Here is a 15773-nt window from a genome sequence, read left to right as displayed (position 1 = left end):
TCGATCTACGGTTTTTCTGATTTTTTTCTGCTGGCGCAACGGGCTCGAATCATCAACGCCTGGACTGTCCGCTCGTTAAACGCGACGCGGGATTCGACCAGCGCATGGACTTCCAAACCCTCTCCGATATCGATCTGGACGCGATGCGCCGCGCGCCCAAGATGATCGCCAATCCTGCCGCGCGATGGATGCCCAAGGGCGGACACAAGGAAAAGAACTTCCTGCTGCGCCACTCGACGAGTCCGACGGAAACGTACCGCGTCTTCGTGAGAGTGTCGTCGTCGAACGTGGGCGTCTTTTCCGTGGGACTCGCGCGCACGTTCTCGGCCGACGAAGTTCTCGTGCTGGTCCGCTATAACGGCGCGTATCACTCGCATCGGAACGTGCTCGAAGGCACGAAGGTGCCTGCGGCATATCACCGGCACATGACCACTCAGCGCTACATCCGCGCCGGGCTCGATCCGTCCGGATACGCGGAACCAATCTCCGACTACAATTCGGTCGATGGCGCCTTCGACTGCCTATGCCGCGACTGCAACATCGCGCCCGTCAATTCCAACTCGCTGCAAGCGACCCTCGACTTTTGACATGCTCCACGCGCCCGAAACGGTAAAGCGACTCCTGTGCGAAAACATGGTGCTCCGAGCTGGAAGTGTCGGAGGACGGCGACGCCTTGCGCCTCTCGATGCCGCTACTCGAAGCGGACGGCGACTTTGTCACGGTGTGGCTGCGCCGGACGATGGGCGGCTGGCGCCTGGAAGACGCGGGCACCACCCTCATGCGCATTTCGTATGATTCGGATGCAAGCGCGGTGACGCGTGGCCCGCGGCGGGTGCTGCTAGACAGGATGCTCGCGGAATATGGCGCCAGGCTGGGCGACGACGGGCAGATCGTGTCGGAGACGGAGGAGCAGCATATCGGCATGTCGCTGCTGCGTTACGGGCAGGCGCTTCTTCGCGTGAACGACCTCAAGAGTTGGAGCAAATCACGCATTGCCTCGACATTTTTCGACGATCTCAAGCTGACCCTTGCGGAGATCGCCGGCGCGGAGCGGGTGCAGGAGCATTACCTTGCGCCCGAAGTCCCCGATGCCGCCGATTACCCGATCGACTTCGCCATCACCGGCGGGCCTTCGCCGCTCTTCATCTTCGGCGTGCCGACCCGCGACCGCGCGCGGCTTGCGACGATCGTGCTTCAGCACATCGATCCGTACATTTTCCGCGTTCGATTCGATCGTCGTCTTTCAGGATGCGAGCGAGATCCCGAGTAGCGACTTGCGCCGCCTGATGAACGCGGCCAACGATATGGTCGACTCGATCACCGCGAAAACCGCGCTTGAAAAGAAGATCCGCCATCGGCTGAGAAGCGCCTGAAGCGCTCCCGCCGATCGGCCACGAAAAAGCCGGGCCTGCTTTGCGGCGGGCCCGGCTTTTTCACATCAGCGAAAACCGCAGCGAAACCTACCGCGGCAACTCGCTATGCCCCATCAAAAACGCATCGACCGACCGTGCGCACTGCCGTCCTTCGCGAATCGCCCACACGACGAGCGACTGTCCACGCCGCATATCGCCAGCGGTGAACACCTTATTCTCCGACGTGTAATACGACTTCTCACCTTCAGTCGCCGCGCGCACATTCCCACGCGCATCCTTCTCGACGCCGAACGCCTCCAGCACCGGCGACAGCGGCTGCGTGAACCCCATCGCGAGCAGCACCAGATCGGCCTTCATCTCGAATTCGGAGTCCGGCACTTCCTGCATGCGCCCGTTCTTCCACTCCACACGCACCGCGATCAGCTTCTCGACCTTGCCGTTCTTGCCCTCGAAGCGCTTCGTCGCAACCGACCAGTCGCGCTCGCAGCCCTCTTCATGCGACGACGAAGTCCGCAGCTTGATCGGCCAGTATGGCCACACGAGCGGCTTGTTCTCTTCGCCGGGCGGTTGGGCGAGCAGTTCGAACTGCGTGACGCCCTTCGCGCCATGCCGGTTCGACGTGCCGACGCAGTCCGACCCCGTATCGCCACCACCGATCACGACGACATGCTTACCCTTCGCGACCAGTTGATCGTCGACCTTGTCGCCCGCGTTGACCTTGTTTTGCTGCGGCAAAAACTCCATCGCGTAGTAGATGCCTTCCAGCTCGCGCCCCGGCACCGGCAAGTCGCGCGGCGTTTCCGAGCCGCCCGACAGCACGATCGCGTCGAACTGTTCGCGCAGCTCATCCGGCGTGATGGTTTCCTTCGCCGTGTTGCCGATGTGCGACGGCAGCCCTTCCTTGCCGATGAACACGCTCGTCCGGAACGCGACGCCTTCGGCTTCCATCTGCCGCATGCGACGATCGATCAGCCACTTTTCCAGCTTGAAATCCGGAATGCCATAGCGCAGCAATCCGCCGATCCGATCGTTCTTCTCGAACACGGTGACGTCGTGTCCGGCCCGCGCCAGTTGCTGCGCAACGGCCATCCCCGCCGGCCCCGAGCCGACGACCGCGACCTTCTTGCCGGTCTTGTGCTTCGGCGGCTGCGGCGCGACCCAGCCTTCGGCCCACGCTTTATCGATGATCGCGTGTTCGATCGACTTGATGCCGACCGGATCGTCGTTGATGCCGAGCGTGCAGGCCGCTTCACACGGCGCCGGGCAAATCCGGCCGGTGAATTCGGGGAAGTTGTTTGTCGAATGCAGGACTTCGATCGCAGTCTTCCAGTCCTGCTGGAACACGAGATCGTTGAAGTCCGGAATGATGTTGTTCACCGGACAGCCGTTATTGCAAAACGGAATGCCGCAATCCATGCAGCGCGCGCCCTGGATCTTCGCGTCTTCGTCGGACAGCGCGTGGACGAATTCCTTGTAGTGCTTGACGCGGGTCAGCGGTGCTTCGTACGCCTCGTGGCGGCGTTCGAACTCGAGAAAACCGGTTGCCTTGCCCATATGGTTCTCTTCTTTCTCTGTATTTGGTGAGGAACTTACCCTCCAGCGCCGTGCGCCGGAGAGCCCTTCTATTGAAACCGCTTAAGCCGCGAGCGCCTGCTTCGCCTTCTTCGCGCCAAGCTCGCCGAGCGCCCGCTTGTACTCGGTCGGGAAGATCTTGACGAACTGTCGGCGCGACGCATCCCAGGTTTCGAGCAGCGCCTTCGCGCGCGGCGATCCGGTGAACTGGAAGTGACGCTCGATCAGGCCCTTCAGCAGCGCTTCGTCGGTCTGGCCGGTGTGCCAGAGCGCGCGGTCGATCGTGCGTTCCTGTTCGGCCTGCTGCAGCACCGGATCGAGCGCGACCATCGACTTGTTGCACTTGCCGGCGAACGAGCCGTCCGGATCGTAGACGAACGCCACGCCGCCCGACATCCCCGCCGCGAAGTTGCGCCCGGTCTCGCCGAGCACGACGACCGTTCCGCCCGTCATGTATTCGCAGCCGTGGTCGCCCGTGCCTTCGACGACCGCCGTCGCGCCCGAGTTGCGCACGCAGAAGCGCTCGCCCGCGACGCCGCGGAAATACGATTCGCCTTCGATCGCGCCGTACATCACCGTGTTGCCGCAGATGATGTTTTCCTCGGACTTGCCGCGGAAGTCGTTGGTCGGGCGAATGATGATGCGCCCGCCCGACAGCCCCTTGCCGACGTAGTCGTTGCCGTCGCCGACCAGGTCTAGCGTCACGCCCTTCGCGAGGAACGCGCCGAAACTCTGGCCGGCCGTTCCCTTCAACTGGATGTGGATGGCGTCGTCCGGCAGGCCGTCGTGGCCGTGCTTCTTCGCGATCAGGCCCGACAACATCGCGCCGACCGTCCGGTTCACGTTGCGCACCGGCTGGATGAACGACACATGCTCGCCCTTCTCGATCGCCGCCTTCGACTTCTCGATCAGCACGTGGTCGAGCGCCTTGTCGAGGCCGTGGTCCTGCACATCGACGTGACGGGTCGCGATTTCGCCGTGCTGCGGCACCTGATAGAAGATGCGCGAGAAGTCGAGACCCTTCGCCTTCCAGTGCTCGATGCCCTTCTTCATGTCGAGCAGTTCGGGGTGGCCGATCAGGTCGTCGAACTTGCGGATGCCCAGTTGCGCCATGATTTCGCGCACTTCTTCGGCGATGAAGAAGAAGAAATTCACGACGTGTTCCGGCTGGCCGGTGAACTTGGCGCGCAGCACCGGGTCCTGCGTCGCGACGCCGACCGGGCACGTGTTCAGGTGGCACTTGCGCATCATGATGCAGCCTTCGACGACAAGCGGCGCCGTCGCGAAGCCGAATTCATCAGCGCCGAGGAGCGCGCCGATCACGACGTCGCGGCCGGTCTTCATCTGGCCGTCGGCCTGCACGCGGATGCGGCCGCGCAGGCGGTTGAGCACGAGCGTCTGCTGCGTTTCGGCGAGGCCCAGTTCCCACGGCGTGCCCGCGTGCTTGAGCGACGACAGCGGCGAAGCGCCCGTGCCGCCGTCATGGCCCGCGATCACGACGTGATCGGCCTTCGCCTTCGCCACACCCGCCGCGACCGTGCCGACGCCCACTTCCGACACGAGCTTCACCGAGATGCTCGCCGACGAATTCGCGTTCTTCAGATCGTGGATAAGCTGCGCCAGGTCTTCAATCGAATAGATGTCGTGGTGCGGAGGCGGCGAAATGAGGCCCACGCCCGGCACCGAGTACCGCAGCTTGCCGATGTACTCCGACACCTTGTGCCCCGGCAACTGACCGCCTTCGCCCGGCTTCGCGCCCTGCGCCATCTTGATCTGGATCTGGTCCGCCGACGACAGATACTCCGCCGTCACGCCGAAGCGGCCGGACGCGACCTGCTTGATCTTCGAGCGCAGCGAATCGCCGTCTTTCAGCGGGATGTCGGTGACGACTTCATCGCCGATGATCGACTTCATCGTGTCGCCGGTCTTGATCGGGATGCCGCGCAGTTCGTTCCGATAGCGCTTCTCGTCCTCACCGCCTTCGCCTGTGTTGGACTTGCCGCCGATGCGGTTCATCGCGACCGCCAGCGTGGCGTGCGCTTCCGTGCTGATCGAGCCGAGCGACATCGCGCCCGTCGCGAAACGCTTGACGATGTCCTTCGCCGATTCCACTTCGTCGAGCGGGATGGCTTTGTGCGGATCGACCTTGAACTCGAACAGGCCGCGGAACGTCATGTGACGGCGCGTCTGGTCGTTGATCAGGTGCGCGTATTCCTTGTACGTCTGGTACGAGTTGCTGCGCGCCGAGTGCTGGAGCTTTGCGATCGCGTCCGGCGTCCACATGTGCTCTTCGCCGCGCACGCGATACGCATACTCGCCGCCTGCGTCGAGCATCGTCGCGAGGACGGGGTTGTCGCCGAATGCGTCGCGATGGAGGCGAATCGCTTCCTCCGCCACTTCGAAGATGCCGATGCCGCCGACCTTCGACGCCGTGCCCTTGAAATACTGCTCGACGAGATCGCTCGACAGTCCGACCGCTTCGAAAATCTGCGCACCGGTGTAGGACATGTACGTCGAAATGCCCATCTTCGACATGACCTTGTGCAGGCCCTTGCCGACCGCCTTCGTGTAGTTGTAGATCGCCTTATCGGCCGAGAGGTCGCCCTTGAGCCCTTCGGCCATCTGCGCGAGCGTTTCCAGCGCGAGGTACGGATGCACGGCTTCCGCGCCATAGCCCGCGAGCAGCGCGAAGTGGTGCGTCTCGCGCGCCGAGCCGGTTTCTACGACGAGGCCCGTGCTCGTGCGCAGGCCGTGCTGCACGAGATGCGTATGGATCGCGGACGTCGCGAGCAGCGCGGGGATCGCGACGTTGTCGCGGTCCGTCTTGCGGTCCGACACGATCAGCATGTTGTAGCCGGATTTCACGGCATCGACGGCTTCCGCGCACAGCGACGCGAGGCGCGCTTCCACGCCTTCCTTGCCCCACGCGACCGGGTAGCAGATGTTGAGTTCGTACGAGCTGAACTTGCCGCCGGTGTACTTATCGATGGCGCGGATCTTCGCGATGTCCTTGAAGTCGAGCACCGGCTGCGACACTTCGAGACGCATCGTCGGGTTGATGTTGGTCGTATCGAGCAGGTTCGGCTTCGGGCCGATGAACGACACGAGCGACATCACCATGTTTTCGCGGATCGAGTCGATCGGCGGGTTCGTCACTTGCGCAAAGAGCTGCTTGAAGTAGTGATACAGCGTCTTGTTCTTGCTCGACATCACGGCGAGCGGCGAGTCGTTGCCCATCGAACCGACAGCTTCCTCGCCCGACTGCGCCATCGGCGCCATCAGGAACTTGAGGTCTTCCTGCGTGTAGCCGAACGCCTGCTGGCGATCCAGCAAGGCGGCGGCTTCGCGGCGCTGCGTGTCGACTTCCTCGGCCTTCGGCTCGATTTCGTCGAGTTTTATGCGCACGGCGTCGATCCAGCTCTTGTACGGCTTGCCGTTCGCGAGGTTGTCCTTCAGCTCCTTGTCCTCGATGATGCGGCCCTGTTCCATGTCGATCAGGAACATCTTGCCCGGCTGCAGGCGCCACTTCTTCACGATCTTCGACTCAGGAATCGGCAGCACGCCCGATTCCGACGCGAGGATCACGAGGTCGTCATCGGTGACGATGAAGCGCGCCGGACGCAGGCCATTACGGTCGAGCGTCGCGCCGATCTGGCGTCCATCCGTGAACGCGATTGCAGCGGGGCCGTCCCACGGCTCCATCATCGCGGCGTGGTATTCGTAGAACGCGCGGCGGTTGTCGTCCATCAGCGTGTGCTGTTCCCACGCTTCCGGGATCATCATCATCATCGCGTGGACGAGCGGATAGCCGGCCATGACGAGCAGTTCGAGACAGTTGTCGAACGAGGCGGTGTCGGACTGGCCGGGGTAGATCAGCGGCCAGAGCTTCGGCAGGTCGTCGCCGAGCACGTAGGACGCGATCGCGCCGGTGCGCGCGTTCAGCCAGTTGACGTTGCCCTTCACCGTGTTGATTTCGCCGTTGTGGGCGATCATCCGGTACGGGTGAGCGAGTTCCCACGCGGGGAACGTGTTGGTCGAAAAGCGCTGGTGCACGAGCGCGAGCGCCGAGACCGTGCGGTCGTCCTGCAGGTCGCGGTAGTACACGCCGACCTGACCCGCGAGCAAAAGCCCTTTGTACACGACCGTACGCGCCGACATCGACGGCACGAAGTATTCCTTGCCGTGCTTGAGCTTGAGCGCTTGAATGCGGTGGCTCGCGGTCTTGCGAATGACGTAGAGCTTGCGCTCGAGCGCGTCCGTCACGACGATGTCCTTGCCCCGCCCGATGAAGATCTGGCGGATCAGCGGCTCGCTCGCCTTGACGGTGGGCGAAATCGGCATCGTGGCATCGACGGGCACGTCGCGCCAGCCGAGCACGGTCTGGCCTTCGGCCTTCACCGTGCGTTCCAGTTCCTGCTCGCACGCGAGCCGCGAAGCATGTTCCTTCGGCAAAAAGATCATGCCGACGCCGTATTCGCCGGCCGGCGGCAGCGTCACGCCTTGCTTCGCCATCTCCTCGCGATAGAAGCCGTCCGGCACCTGGATCAGGATGCCCGCGCCGTCGCCCATCAGCGGATCAGCGCCGACGGCGCCCCGGTGGTCGAGGTTTTCGAGGATCTTGAGACCCTGCTGAATGATCTCGTGGCTCTTCTTGCCCTTGATGTGAGCGACGAAACCGACGCCGCAAGCGTCGTGTTCGTTGGCGGGGTCGTACAACCCCTGCGCGGCGGGAAGCGAACCGAAACCCGGCTGCTGTTGATCGTTCATAAGGGACACCGTCTTCTGTGAGGGGCCGGAGGGCCGTTGAACCATATTCTTATTGCTCGCGCTTTCGTCTATAACTCTGACAAAAGCCGCGAAGCCGGTCGTGCACTGGGCGCCAAGCGCCCCAAACCGCCGGAAATCGAAATATACGCGACGAATCAAGCAGATGGCAAATAAAACCTGATGATCTGACACCGATTATCGATATGGTGCAAGAATGCCCCATTTAATTGGGTCTCAATCGCCAAAGACCCAAAAATAAACGGCGCATCGAATTTTCGAGACGCCGTTTCAGAAGTGCGCTTCAGCTTTGGCGGGTTGCGCCGTTATTGAGTCTGAGGAGTTTCACGAATCTTGCGCGGCCGGCCGCGCGGCAGCGGCGACACGCGGCGGTTCGCGGCGCGTCCCGCCCACTCGCGATACGAGTCGCTGCCGAGCACCCAGCCTTTGAGCGTTGCCTGCAGCAGACGATTCGCTTCGCGTTCATCGAGCGGCTGTTCGCAGAGTTCCTTGTAGGCGTGCTGGCGTTCGAACGGCGTGTTGCCGAGTGACCAGTAAAGCGGATGGTCGGTGATGAGTGGATCGAGCGTCATGCCGATGTGATGCCGGTAGCTCGACCACTTGTAGTCCTGCGGAGCGGCGGCGAGTTGCGCACGCACCGGTGCCATCTCCACGACGCGGCTCGCGAGCAGAAAGTACCGCTCCCCTTCGATAACCGTCGCCCGATAGCGGCCTTCCCACAGGGTGCCGCGTCGCATGTAGCGGCGATTGAAGTGCGCGACGTAGCGGCGGCCAACGGCCTGCATCGCCTTCGGGAGGCTGGACTCGTCGCGTGGCGTGACGAGCAGATGGACGGCGCCTGGCATCAGTGCGTACGCGTGAACGGCGAGCTGATGATCGCGTGAAGCCGTTCTCAGGCAGTCGAGAAAGAGGTCGTAGTCCTGGTCATCGACGAATGCGGGCTGCTGGTCGAGACCGCGCAGGATGACATGCTGCGGCTGTTCGGGAACATAGAGTCGTGCAAGCCGTGCCATGCTGAAGTATCCGTTGGTCGCGTTGGTGTTCACCCGTAAGGGGCGCTCTGTTGGCGGCATCGACGTTTTCGGGCAAAGCCTTGAAACGTCGGACGGCCGGGCGCGAATGCCGCTTCCCGCTAGGGAAAATGCTCTACGGCAGCGCTATGGTTACTTTGAAATGATGTGTTCATAATGAGCGTGCTTTTTCTGGAGGAGCACAAATTGAAAATAAAACAAGTGGTTATAGGAGCGGCGGCGCTGGCCTGCATATCGACGGCGGCACATGCGCAATCCGCGGGTTCCATCTACCTCACCACAGGCTGGTTTCACTTCGCGCCGCAAGACAGCAGCGGCCCGCTCAAAGAAACAAGTGTAGGCGGAAGTCCGGTCAATATCAGCGTACCGGGCACGGGTGCGGGAATCTCTAGCGCCGACACCGCCGGTTTCACCGTCGGCTACTTCATCACCGACGCTATCGCGGCCGAACTCGAAATGGGCCTGCCCCTCAAGTTCAACCTGGAAGGCACGGGCTCGCTGGAACCCTACGGCACGCTCGGCACCGCGAAACAGTGGAGCCCGACGCTGCTCTTCAAATACCACTTCCTGAGCCCGCAATCGAAGTTTCGCCCCTACGTGGGCCTCGGCGTGACCTACACATGGTTCTCGGACGCGAAGATCACCAATGGAGCGTTTGAGAACGGCGTGCTGCATGGTCCGACCAGTGTAGACACGGATAGTTCGTGGGCACCGGTTTTTAATGTCGGCTTCAATTATTCGTTCACCGAGCATTGGTTCGCGGGCGTGTCGGTCTCCTTCATTCCGATGAAGGCTACCGCGAAGCTCAGCACTCAGGCGCAGACGCCTGTCGGCGTGCTCAACGTGAAGTCGGAAGCGCGTATCACGCTGAATCCGATCGTGACGTATGTTAAGGTTGGCTATAAGTTCTGAGGCCGCCCGTACGACGCAAAACGCCGCTGTTGCACCACGCCACAGCGGCGTTTGCATTTTCACGCCTGTAAATCTGACTGCTTAAAAACCCGCAATTGCATTTCTTACGCATCTCGCGTAACACTTGCCCTCTCGCCGTCATGCGCGCACGCTTCTACCCACGCGCGTCGGAAACTCATTGAACCACGACCGAGCGTCGGCATCGAACCTGCTGCCTCAGGAGTTTGCCCGCCGCACTTCAGCTACGCGGCCTATCCACGATTCATCCATCGACGGAGCGATCTTATGAATGCACTTCCCAATACGCGCGGCGCCATCGGAGATTCATGGAATTCGACGAGCCGTCGCGCCCGTCGTATCGCGCGCCACGGACGCGAAGCAGCCGAGGATATCGGCGTCGAATTGCGCACGCTGCTGTCCGAACTCGAATCCACGCTCGCCGACGGCACGCAGGCCGATGTCGCCGCCCTGAGGGCGCAGCTGGGGCGCCGCATCGATACGGCGCGCTCGCGTCTGAACGACACGCATCTCGCAATGCGCCAACGCGCGAACGCCGCGCTTTCCGACGCCGATGCCTACATTCACGAAAAGCCGTGGCAGACCATCGCGCTCGTGGGCGGTTTGGCACTGGTTGCGGGTGTCTTGCTCGCACGCGTGCGCTCGTAGCAGCACGCGCGTCCTATTCGACGAAATCTGCGCCGATAATGTCGATGCGGTCCGTGCAGATCGCATCGACGCCCCAGCGCGCGAGCAGCCGCGCGCGCTCGGGATCGTTGACGGTATAGGCCAGAATCCGCAGCCCCGAGTCCTTGATCTGCGCGACCAGGGCTTCGGTCAGCTTCCGGTGGTCCGCGTGCAGCGACACGCACGCGAGGGCCGCCGTCTGCGCCTGCCAGTCGTGCGGAATCTCGCCATACAGCATTCCGCGCGGCAGGTCGGGCGCGGCATCGCGTGCGGCTTCTAACGCCGCGTAGGAAAACGATGACAACAGCGGCGCCGGTTCGGCATCGGACCACAGGCGCGCCGATTCCTGCGCCACGATCCGCCCGGTGTCCACGTCGCGCCCTTCGCACGGCTTGATCTCGACATTTGCCGAAAGTCCGTGCTTTTTGCAACGCGCCGCCACTTGCTCCAGCGTCGGCATACGCGCGCCAGCAAACGTCGCGTCGAACCAGCTTCCTGCGTCTAGCTGCGCGATCTGCGCATAGCTCATCGACTTCGCCGCGCCGTGCCCGTTCGACGTCCGATCGACGTCATCGTCGTGCAGGAGGAAAGCGACGTCGTCCGCTGACAGCTTCGCGTCGAATTCGATCATCTTCAGACCGAGCCGCGCCCCGGTATCGATCGCTTCCAGGGTGTTTTCCGGCGCGAGCTTGCCGCCGCCGCGATGCGCGACGACGCACGGATAAGGCCAGGTTCTCATGATCGCGTCTCCTTCCCCTTCAATTGGCACGCAGCCCGCTCGCCGGATCGAAGAAATGCAGGCGATGCGCCGGCAGCGCGACTTCCAGCGCCTCGCCGACCTCCGGCCGATGCGCATGCGGCAAGCGCGCCGCCACATCGTGCTTGCCCCACTTGCCGTGCGCGAGGTTATCGGCGCCGAGCAGCTCGCACGAATCGACGTTCAGCGTCACATGCGCGATGCCCGGCTGACCCGGCGTCATGTGCTCGGGCCGGATGCCGACGATCCACTCACGTCCGTTCATCTCGCGCCCCATGCCCTGCACGCCCGCGAGCGGCAGCTTCGGCCCGTTGCCCGCGACTTCGAAGACGGAACCGTCGTCCGACACGCGCCCTTCGAGCAGATTCATCGCCGGCGAGCCGATGAAGCTCGCGACGAACACCGTCGCCGGGCGCTCGTAGACTTCGGTCGGCGCGCCGATCTGCTCGGCGTGCCCGCGATTCATCACGATCACGCGTTGCGCGAGCGTCATCGCCTCGATCTGATCGTGCGTGACGTAGAGGCTCGTCGTCGCAAGCCGCGCGTGCAGGCGCTGAATTTCGAGACGCATCTGCACGCGCAGCTTCGCGTCGAGATTCGACAAAGGTTCGTCGAAGAGGAACACGGCCGGTTCGCGCACGATCGCGCGGCCCATCGCGACGCGCTGCCGCTGCCCGCCTGACAGCTCGCGCGGCTTGCGCGCGAGCAGCGGTTCGAGTTCGAGGATGCGCGCCGCGTTCGCGACGCGCTTGTCGATCGTCGCGCGATCCACGCCGCCGATTTTCAGCGCGTACGCCATGTTCTGCGCGACGCTCATGTGCGGATAGAGCGCGTAGTTCTGGAAGACCATCGCGATGTCGCGATCCTTCGGCTCGAGCTTGTTCACGACCTTGCCGCCAATCGAGATCGTGCCCTCCGACACGCTCTCCAATCCCGCGACCATGCGCAGCAGCGTCGATTTCCCGCAGCCCGACGGCCCGACCATCACGACGAACTCCCCGTCCTCAACGGCAACGTCGATGCCGTGCAGCACGAACGACTTTCCGTCGTAGCTTTTCTTGACGGCGTTCAGAGTCAGTGCGGCCATCGGCTAGCCTTCCAGCGCGCCCGCGACCGTCGCGAAATGCGCGACGGCGATGCCGGGTTCGTAGAAACGATGCAGTTGCTCGCGCCACTTCTGGTAGTCGGCGGACTGGCGAAAGCCCGGATCGTGCGCCTCGACCGAATCCCAGCGCACGAGCAACACGTAGCGCGAGCCGTTGCCGGCATCGGCGCCGCGCACCAGTTCGTGCGAACGGTAGCCGGGTTGCGCGGCGATGATCTTCTGCGCTTCTTCGAAGGCGGCTTCGAACGCGGCCTTCTCGCCGGCCTTCACCGGCAACTGCGCAATCTCGAGAATCATGAGGTCAGGTCTCCAGTTATTTTTCGGAATCGACGAGGCCGCGCACGAACCAGCGCTGCATCGTCAGCACGACGGCGAGCGGCGGCAGCATCGCGAGCAGCGTCGCGCTCATGACGAGGTGCCATTCGGTGGCGGTGTCGCCGGAAGCGATCATGCTCTTGATGCCGACCACCGCCGTCTGCAGCGACTGCTGGCTCGTGATCAGGATCGGCCACAGATACTGGTTCCAGCCGTAGATGAACGTGATCACGAAGAGCGCGGCGATGTTCGTCTTCGAAAGCGGCAGCACGACGTCCCAAAAGAAACGCAGCGGCCCCGCGCCGTCGATGCGCGCCGCCTCCATCAGCTCGTCGGGCAGCGTCATGAAGAACTGGCGGAAGAGGAACGTTGCCGTCGCCGAAGCGATCAGCGGCAGCGTGAGGCCGGCATACGTGTTCGAAAGATGCATCGACGATACGACTTGCACCGTCGGGAAAATACGCACTTCGACTGGCAACATCAACGTGACGAAGATCAGCCAGAACGCGAGATTCTTGAACGGAAAGCGGAAGAAGACGATGGCATACGCGGAGATCATCGAAACAGCGATCTTGCCGATCGAGATCACGAGCGCCATCACGAGGCTGTTCAGCAGCATGCGGCCGAACGGCGCGGCGGCGTTGCCGCTGCCGCGCGTCCAGATGTTCGCGATGTTCTCGAACAGATGCGTGCTCGGGATCAGCGAAAGCGGCACGCTGAACACTTCCTTGTCGTTCATCGTGGCCGCGCAGAACGCGACGTAGACCGGAAACACGACGAGCAACACGCCCACGATCAGCACGGCGTGGCAGAAGATGTCGAAACCGCGGCGATTCTCGATCATGAATATTGCACCCTGCGCTCGATGAAGCGGAACTGCACGACCGTCAGGCCAACGACGATCGCCATCAGCACGACCGACTGCGCGCCCGAACTGCCGATGTCGAGGCCCTGGAAGCCTTCGGCGAAGATCTTGTAGATGAGCGTCTTCGTCGATTGGGCGGGGCCGCCGCCGGTGGCTGCGTCGATGACGGGGAAGGTATCGAAGAACGCATAGACGAGATTGACGACGAGCAGGAAGAAACTCGTCGGCGAAAGGAGCGGCAACGCGATGCCGAAAAAACGCCGCACGGGACCGGCACCGTCGATGGCGGCGGCTTCGATCAGCGAGCGCGGAATCGCTTGCAGGCCCGCGTAGAAGAACAGGAAGTTGTAGCTCACCTGCTTCCACACTGACGCAAGCACGACGAGAAACATCGCCTGCGAGCCGTTCAGCGCGTGATTCCACACGATGCCGTATTTCGAGAGCGCGTACGTTACGAGGCCGATGCTCGGGTTGAACAGGAACGACCACAGCACGGCGGCGATCGCGGGCGCGACGGCGTACGGCCAGATCAGAAGCGTCTGATACGCCTTCGCGCCACGCGTGACGCGATCAGCGCACGCGGCGAGCAGGAGCGAGATCACGAGCCCCGACACGGTGACGAGAGAGCAGAAGATCAGCGTCGTATTGAACGACGACAGATACAGCGGATCGTTGAAAAGCTGCTTGAAGTTGGCGAGCCCGACGAATTCGCTCGACGTGCCGAACGCGTCCTGGCTCTGCGTGGCCTGCCAGAGCGCCTCGCCCGCAGGCCATAGAAAGAAAAATGCCGTGATCGCGAGCTGCGGCGCGACCAGCAGGTACGGCAACACGCTCGTGTTGAAACGAGACCGCTTTTCCATCGACTGATCCTGATGCGCGAAAGGAACGGCCGCGCCCGATCGGGCGCGGCCGGGGACCGCTGCTTAGCTGCCCGCTTTTTCGAAGCGTCGCAGCAACTCGTCGCCGCGCGTGACCGATGAATCGAGCGCTTCCTTCGGCGACTTCTTCTGCGCCCAAACCTGCTCAAGTTCTTCGTCGACCACCGTGCGGATCTGCGGCATGTTGCCGAGCCGCAAACCCTTCGTGTACGCGAGCGGCGGCTTGTTCAGCATCTGCCTGATCGCGACATCGGCGCCGGGGTTCTTGTCGTAAAAGCCGTCTTTTTGCGTCAGTTCATACGCGGCGGTCGTGACCGGCAGGTAGCCCGTGTCCTGATGCCACTTCGCCGCGACGGGCGGCGAGCTCAGATACGCGAGGAATTTCGCGACGCCCTTGTACACCGCCGGGTCCTTGCCCGCGAGCACCCAGAGACTCGCGCCGCCGATGATCGCGTTTTGCGGCGAGCCCTTCACGTTCGCGTCGTACGGCATCATGCCGACGCCGAAATCGAACTTCGCGTATTTCTTGATCGTCGCGCGCGAGCCCGACGAGTTCGTGATGATCCCGCAGTCGCCGCTATAGAACTTCGACACCGGTTCGTCCTTGCGGCCGACATAGGTGAACGTGCCTTCCTTCGCCATGTCCTGCAGGAACTGGATGTGCGCGACCTGCAGCGGCTTGTTGAATTCGAGCTTGGCGTCGGGGCCGTTGAAGCCGTTGTTCTGCGTCGCGAACGGCGCGGCGTGCCACGCGCTGTAGTTCTCGAGCTGAATCCAGCTTTGCCATCCCGACGAATAACCGCACGACAATCCCGATGCCTTCAGCTTCTTCGCATCGGCTTCGACGTCGGCCCACGTCTTGGGCGGCTGGTTCGGATCGAGCCCGGCCTTCTTGAACGCTTCCTTGTTGTAGTAGAGGACGGGCGTCGAGCTGTTGAACGGCATCGAGATCAGGTGGCCGGTCTTCGCGTCGCTGTAGTAGCCGGAGATGGTCGGCACGAACGCCTTTTCGTCGAGCGGGACGCCGGCCTGCTTGAACACGTCCGAGACCGGGATGACCGCCTTCTTCGCCTGCATCATCGTGGCCGTGCCGACTTCGTACACTTGCAGGATCGCGGGCGCGTTGCCGCTGCGATACGCCGCGATGCCCGCGGCGAGCGTCTGGTCGTAGGTGCCCTTGAACACCGGCACGATCTTGTAGTCGCTTTGCGACGCATTGAAATCGTTGGCGATGTCATTCACGCGTTCGCCGAGCGCGGCTTCCATCGCGTGCCAGAACTGGACTTCCGTCGCGGCTTGCGCGGCGTTCACGGCGCTGAAAGTCAGGACGGCGGCCGCCGAAATCGAGCGGAACAAGGGCTTGAAACTCATCGATGTGTCTCCTGTCGACCAGCGTTGGCGCTGTCGGCCCGCTTACTCTGGCCGCACGCGCTTACTCTGGTCCCATGCAACGTAGTTGCGTTGTTGAAATTGAGGCGCTTCCGTCGAACTGCAAA

The 15773-nt window shown here is 62.8% G+C and carries 14 protein-coding genes; 5 read left to right on the top strand and 9 right to left on the bottom strand.

Translation table 11 applies throughout. From position 1 onward, the window contains the following. The first annotated feature begins 104 nt into the window (after nt 1–104). Together AWB67_RS19270 and AWB67_RS19265 are read left to right on the top strand one after the other, a co-directional pair. The gene (locus AWB67_RS19270; RefSeq protein ID WP_087657829.1) at nt 105–587 is read left to right on the top strand and encodes a hypothetical protein; all 483 of its coding nucleotides are present in this window, start codon (nt 105–107) and stop codon (nt 585–587) included. A 65-nt stretch (nt 588–652) separates the two neighbouring features. Beyond that, nucleotides 653–1270, top strand: coding sequence for a DUF1828 domain-containing protein (locus AWB67_RS19265; RefSeq protein ID WP_087657828.1), 618 nt, complete (start codon nt 653–655; stop codon nt 1268–1270). A 190-nt stretch (nt 1271–1460) separates the two neighbouring features. Here AWB67_RS19265 and AWB67_RS19260 read toward each other — a convergent pair whose 3' ends face one another. Both AWB67_RS19260 and AWB67_RS19255 read right to left on the bottom strand, forming a co-directional pair. Beyond that, nucleotides 1461–2927: a glutamate synthase subunit beta gene (locus AWB67_RS19260; RefSeq protein ID WP_087657827.1), complete on the bottom strand. Its 1467-nt coding sequence runs from the start codon at nt 2925–2927 to the stop codon at nt 1461–1463. Nucleotides 2928–3008: 81 nt separating this feature from the next. Further along, entirely contained in the window at nt 3009–7712 is a 4704-nt protein-coding gene (locus AWB67_RS19255; RefSeq protein ID WP_087657826.1) for a glutamate synthase-related protein, read from the bottom strand. Between the two features lie 36 nt (nt 7713–7748). On the opposite strand from AWB67_RS19255, the gene AWB67_RS40825 reads away from it, so the two are divergent. Beyond that, nucleotides 7749–7886, top strand: a complete 138-nt coding sequence (locus AWB67_RS40825; RefSeq protein ID WP_159964872.1) for a hypothetical protein — start codon at nt 7749–7751, stop codon at nt 7884–7886. 149 nt (nt 7887–8035) lie between these two features. Here AWB67_RS40825 and AWB67_RS19250 read toward each other — a convergent pair whose 3' ends face one another. After that, nucleotides 8036–8743, bottom strand: coding sequence for a transposase (locus tag AWB67_RS19250; RefSeq protein WP_087657825.1), 708 nt, complete (start codon nt 8741–8743; stop codon nt 8036–8038). A gap of 204 nt (nt 8744–8947) precedes the next feature. Here AWB67_RS19250 and AWB67_RS19245 point away from each other — a divergent pair, with 204 nt between their 5' ends. Continuing rightward, the gene (locus AWB67_RS19245) at nt 8948–9673 is read left to right on the top strand and encodes an OmpW/AlkL family protein (protein WP_087657868.1); all 726 of its coding nucleotides are present in this window, start codon (nt 8948–8950) and stop codon (nt 9671–9673) included. A 285-nt stretch (nt 9674–9958) separates the two neighbouring features. Further along, nucleotides 9959–10339: an ElaB/YgaM/YqjD family protein gene (locus AWB67_RS19240; RefSeq protein ID WP_087657824.1), complete on the top strand. Its 381-nt coding sequence runs from the start codon at nt 9959–9961 to the stop codon at nt 10337–10339. A gap of 13 nt (nt 10340–10352) precedes the next feature. On the opposite strand, the gene ugpQ is transcribed toward AWB67_RS19240, so the two are convergent. From ugpQ to ugpB, 6 genes are all read right to left on the bottom strand, one after another. Next, nucleotides 10353–11096, bottom strand: a complete 744-nt coding sequence (ugpQ, locus tag AWB67_RS19235; RefSeq protein WP_087657823.1) for a glycerophosphodiester phosphodiesterase — start codon at nt 11094–11096, stop codon at nt 10353–10355. A gap of 19 nt (nt 11097–11115) precedes the next feature. Further along, nucleotides 11116–12201: a sn-glycerol-3-phosphate import ATP-binding protein UgpC gene (locus tag AWB67_RS19230; protein ID WP_087657822.1), complete on the bottom strand. Its 1086-nt coding sequence runs from the start codon at nt 12199–12201 to the stop codon at nt 11116–11118. A gap of 3 nt (nt 12202–12204) precedes the next feature. Further along, nucleotides 12205–12516, bottom strand: a complete 312-nt coding sequence (locus AWB67_RS19225; protein WP_087657821.1) for an antibiotic biosynthesis monooxygenase family protein — start codon at nt 12514–12516, stop codon at nt 12205–12207. A gap of 16 nt (nt 12517–12532) precedes the next feature. Continuing rightward, nucleotides 12533–13378 carry a sn-glycerol-3-phosphate ABC transporter permease UgpE gene (ugpE, locus tag AWB67_RS19220; protein ID WP_087657820.1) on the bottom strand — a complete coding sequence of 282 codons (846 nt, stop codon included), beginning with the start codon at nt 13376–13378 and terminating at the stop codon, nt 12533–12535. Next, nucleotides 13375–14259: a sn-glycerol-3-phosphate ABC transporter permease UgpA gene (gene ugpA / locus AWB67_RS19215; RefSeq protein WP_087657819.1), complete on the bottom strand. Its 885-nt coding sequence runs from the start codon at nt 14257–14259 to the stop codon at nt 13375–13377. The genes ugpE and ugpA overlap by 4 nt, the downstream gene beginning before the upstream one ends. 63 nt (nt 14260–14322) lie before the next feature. After that, nucleotides 14323–15648 (bottom strand): sn-glycerol-3-phosphate ABC transporter substrate-binding protein UgpB, encoded by a 1326-nt coding sequence (ugpB, locus tag AWB67_RS19210; RefSeq protein ID WP_087657818.1) that lies wholly within the window; start codon nt 15646–15648, stop codon nt 14323–14325. Between the last annotated feature and the right edge of the window lie 125 nt (nt 15649–15773).

The sequence above is a fragment of the Caballeronia terrestris genome (assembly GCF_001544515.1).
Classification (GTDB): Bacteria; Pseudomonadota; Gammaproteobacteria; order Burkholderiales; family Burkholderiaceae; genus Caballeronia; species Caballeronia terrestris.
This window is presented reverse-complemented; position numbering and strand designations above follow the sequence as displayed.